This window comes from Psychromonas sp. (assembly GCF_983033635.1).
The window spans coordinates 1-2913 of sequence record NZ_CEZLMY010000280.1; the positions used below are offsets into that span (position 1 = coordinate 1).

Genomic DNA, 2913 nt, shown 5'->3' on the forward strand with positions numbered 1-2913 from the left:
TTTACAAAAAAAGGCCATTAACGCAATAGGTTAATGGCCTTTAATACTAGAAAATTATTTTTTTACCTTGGTAAAGGGAGTCGGTTTCCATTGATCATTTTGTACAGATTCACCCGGTGTATACATACGTAATATTGCATACCATCCATGGTCAGGGATAGGTAGGAAGTTAGCGTTGTTTTCTTGGCCCTCGCTATCTGAACTCATGAAAATTGTATAGCTACCATCATCATTTGCTTTTAGTGAGCGATCACCACGTGAGTGACGATTTAAGGCATTAAATTCCATTAAACGTGTCTTCGCGCTGTAGGTCGTATATGACCAAAAACCAGCGACTTCAGGCGCTGTAAATGTGACTGTGTAGTCATATTTTTCACCATCGAGTGGATCGCCGTCTACATCAACAAAATCACCAGTATACATAGTCTGCTCAGCAGGTAATCCCCATTGGCCCATGAAAGTACCATACGCATGCTGATAACTTGGCACCGCTTCCATCTCTTCACGTGTACCTAATACATCTCGTGAGTCAGTGAAAATTGAGTTTTTAATATGCTCAAAACCAGATTTTTGTGCCGTTTTTGCTACTTTAAGCTGTTCAGGCGTTAATAACGTAGTTGCAGAACCGTCTAATCCGAGCGCTTTAAATTGTGCTAATAGCTTCTCATCATGCTTAGCCATTGTGCCTTCAGATAATATAAAATTGGTGCGCTCTACCCAGTTGCTGTTAGCTGGATCAGGGTAATCACGTTGCACTTGTTGTGGGCCTTTGGTGCCTAAAAATGCAGAGAGAGTGCGCACCGACCATTGGTCCATCAGTTTTTGAGCTTGGGGTGAATCATCGCCACCTAAATCCATAATTCGGCCCATCATTTTAACTAACGGGTGCTCAACATAAATAACCTCATCAACGCTAGCAGGTACTTCACCTTGCCAACCTTCTACTGCGTACATAAAAATGCCGCCTTCTGCACCGCGATCAGGCGAGCCAAACGCGGAATCAGTGAAGTGTTGCATATTCATGGTATGAAATAACCAATAACGACCTTGATCATGATCTGGAATGGTAATAATAACCGGCTCTGCCGCAAGGTCCATCCAGCCCATTATATGTAACGTATCGTTATTAATGGATGGGTGAGCGGTATAGGTATGATCAGCTAACTGGCGAATATTTTCAAATTGATTCAATGGATATTCAGTTTTTACCACCGTTTCATAATAAAATTTATAGGCTTCATCAATTGAAAATGCATATTCATAAGCAAGCTGTGCAATTTTTTCCTGATCTTGTGCTTGAGTCGCAAGTGTCACTTGCTGTAATGCCGAATCATTTTCAACGGTTGTTGCAGTTGCAAAAAAAGAGGTACAAATAAATGCGCTACTGAGTGTTAACGCTAAGATCGTTTTTTTCATGGCCTTTACCTTTGTGGATTAATTATTACAAAAACAATACCTATAAGTGTGTCCCACTAACATAGCTACCACGCGTTAAAAGCAAAGCAAAACCTTCATATTGTTATGCAGGAAAGCTCACCAATTCACTAACCAAAGGCTTCTCGGCCACTTTAGAAAGCACTATTAATAATCGTAATAGTCACTATTAGCCATTTTTATCGTATTTACTTTTACAGTAGCAATCATCTTGTACAGAACGCTTTATCAAGCAAACACTCGTTTAGGAGTATGTGTGATTAACAAGTTGCATTAGAACAATAAACTAAATGGTGGGCGTAAAGCTCACCTCACTTTTTTAGGATTAAATTATGTTTAATAAGCTAACTGTTTTAGCTTCATTAGTGTTTTTACCATCGCTGGCCTTTGCTGAAAAAGCTCAAGATATGAGTGACCCTATGGCTGTTTATACTGGCGGTGAAATCATTGCGGGTAATAAAGGTTTAGGGGCCTCTTTTCAATTTGGCTTAAACAAAGGAGATTGGGGATTACTGGGTAAAATAGAAGCAAAAAATAACTTTGAAAATTTTCGAACGCGTTTATTTACACCCAATAAAAAAACCGGAACGGGTCTTTTCATCGATGCAGGTAGTGATGCTTCGAGCGATCTATTAACCAGTAATTATGCAACAGTTGGTTTAATGCAAGCCTTCCCTATTTCAGACAAGATCAGACTCTATAGTGGAATCACCTACGGCAAAATGTGGGAAGCTAATGATCAATTCCAAGAAACACAAATCATCAGCAGTGTTAATTATTTAATGTATGATTTTGCTGAAAAATTCTACGTTCAGCTTGCACCGCAATACAGTTATGGCCTTGATGGCGAAGAGATAAGAGATTTCTCGGCGGAGTTTCAAGTTGGTTATAAAGTGGATCAAGATAACGTTATTGTCTTTACGGGGGATACCGACAATAACGCTTGGATAACCTATCGTACCCGTTTTTAAGGTTTTAATGGACTGCTGGCTTGTCTCTGCCTTAGTAACAAGTCTGGCAATCGCCATGGATGGCTCCCTTTTAACTGCTTATTTGTATTTTGTATAAGTTTATTTTGAAAAATGCCTTTTGTCTTAATCCGTTGAGCGATGTTAATTACCTGAAATATATGCCATGAACCATCAAATCAAAGCATAAGAATTAATCACTGAGAACCCAATGAAAAATAGTAAATTTACCCTACCGATGACAGCTTTAGCCCTTGTGAGTAGTAATGTTTTAGCTGCTGGCTTGTCTTTATCACAAATAGGCACCGCAAGCAGTATTGCAACCGCTGGTGTTGCTGGTGTGACTAACAACCAAGATGCCTCCGCCACTGTCACCAATGCAGCTGGTCTAGCGGGAATAGAAGACTCAAGCTTGATGTTGGGGGGACAACTATTAAATGTAAAATCACAGTTTGACCGAGATGACCAAAAACAAGGTACAACCAGTGAAGGTAATCAGTTTATACCACAT

The 2913-nt window shown here is 39.7% G+C and carries 2 protein-coding genes and 1 pseudogene; 2 read left to right on the forward strand and 1 reads right to left on the reverse strand.

Going from position 1 to position 2913, the window contains the following annotated elements; all coding sequences use genetic code 11:
- Positions 1-54 precede the first annotated feature (54 nt).
- On the reverse strand, positions 55-1416 hold the full coding sequence (locus AC4GME_RS18465) for a DUF1254 domain-containing protein (protein WP_490380007.1): 1362 nt from the start codon (positions 1414-1416) through the stop codon (positions 55-57).
- A gap of 350 nt (positions 1417-1766) precedes the next feature.
- Here AC4GME_RS18465 and AC4GME_RS18470 point away from each other — a divergent pair, with 350 nt between their 5' ends.
- Both AC4GME_RS18470 and AC4GME_RS18475 read left to right on the forward strand, forming a co-directional pair.
- Positions 1767-2405 (forward strand): hypothetical protein, encoded by a 639-nt coding sequence (locus AC4GME_RS18470; protein ID WP_490380008.1) that lies wholly within the window; start codon positions 1767-1769, stop codon positions 2403-2405.
- Between the two features lie 208 nt (positions 2406-2613).
- A pseudogene (locus AC4GME_RS18475) lies at positions 2614-2913 on the forward strand (OmpP1/FadL family transporter); the annotation flags it as partial.

Coding starts and splice junctions, on each gene's coding strand:
- AC4GME_RS18465 (WP_490380007.1), bottom strand. CDS start 1,416: ATGAAAAAAACGATCTTAGCGTTAACACTCAGTAGCGCATTTATTTGT.
- AC4GME_RS18470 (WP_490380008.1), top strand. CDS start 1,767: ATGTTTAATAAGCTAACTGTTTTAGCTTCATTAGTGTTTTTACCATCG.